We start from the raw sequence: 1315 nt of genomic DNA, 5'->3' as shown, positions 1-1315 counted from the left end.
GGCGATGACAGACCCCGATCCCCTGCTCGTTCGGCCCTTCCTGGCGTCCGGTGACGACGCCGGTGATCCGGAGCCGGGCACGCGCTGGCCGGCGAGTGAGTACCGCACCATTCGTTCCCACCGGGCAACCGCTCCGGCGGGACCACCGGCGAAGGCACCCTCGGGGACCGGCGCGGGGATGGGCGCGGGGATCGGCGCGACGGCGAGGGCGCCGCGGCGGAGGACCAGGGCCGCCGTGGCGAGCGCCGGCGCGGTCGTCGTGGTCGGGCTCGCGACGGCCGGGTACGCGATGTTCTTCGACGACGACGCGCGGGAGGGCGTACCCATCCCCTCCGGTGCTCTGCCACCGATCGCCGCACCCTCCTCCGCCGCCTCTCCCCCGCAGGCGTCGCGGCAGGCCACGACCACCACCTCGCCGCCGGCCCGACGCGGCGCCACCACCGGCCCCGTCACCGGGCCCTCCACTCGGCCCACCACCGCGGCCACGACCCCGTCGCGCACCACCGATCGACCGCAGGCCGAGCCGTCGCCGGCGCAGCCCACGTCCGGGTCGCCACCACCGGCGGCGATGATCGCACCCCCGGAGGCCGCCCGCGTCGGCGCGATCACCGCGGACAACGGCCTCTGCCTCGACCTCAACGGCGGCGTCCCGGCCGACGACAACCACGTCCAGGTCTTCGAGTGCAACCGGACGCCCGCCCAGCGGTGGACCCTCGCGCCCGACGGCACGCTGCAGGTGGCCGGCAAGTGCGCGCAGGTCAACGGTGACAGCACCGTCCACATCATCGGCTGCGACTCCCGCGAGGAGGCCCAGTGGCGGGCCGGTCCGGACGACAGCCTGGTCAACGTTGCAGCCGACGCCTGCCTCACCGGCGCGGACACGCCGTCGACGGCGGTCACCGTCACCGAGTGCGCGGCCGGCGACGCTCAGCAATGGACGATCCCGGACTGAGCGGGCGGTCGAGCAAGACGAGCAGGACGACGTGAAACAATTTGCACTGACAGGCACCCTGCCCTGACCGGACGGGAGGCGATCAGATACCGTCGGCCCCCGCGAGGGAGGATCGATGGTGACCGAAGAGCCGTACGCGCCGATCAACAGCAACGTGCCCCATACCGCGCGGATCTGGAACTACTGGCTGGGCGGCAAGGACAACTTCGCCTCCGACCGGGCGGTCGGCGACCAGGTGCAGAGCTTCCTGCCCGACATCGTCACCTCGGCCCGGGCCGACCGCGCGTTCCTGCGCCGTGCGGTGCGATTCCTGGTCGCCGAGGCCGGCATCCGGCAGTTCCTCGACATCGGCACCGGTCTGCC

2 protein-coding genes are annotated in these 1315 nt (G+C 73.5%); both read left to right on the top strand.

All coding sequences use genetic code 11. From position 1 onward, the window contains the following. The coding region (locus AB0M20_RS44040; RefSeq protein WP_364307500.1) for an RICIN domain-containing protein at positions 1 to 952 on the top strand (952 nt) is incomplete at its 5' end. A gap of 115 nt (positions 953 to 1067) precedes the next feature. Continuing rightward, positions 1068 to 1315, top strand: a 248-nt coding sequence (locus AB0M20_RS44035; RefSeq protein ID WP_364307498.1) for an SAM-dependent methyltransferase, incomplete at its 3' end; no start/stop codon positions are given.

It is taken from the genome of Actinoplanes sp. NPDC051633, from assembly GCF_040681735.1.
Lineage (GTDB): Bacteria > Actinomycetota > Actinomycetes > Mycobacteriales > Micromonosporaceae > Actinoplanes.
The sequence above is the reverse complement of the archived record's forward strand: the minus strand, read 5'-3'. Positions and strand labels throughout refer to the sequence as shown.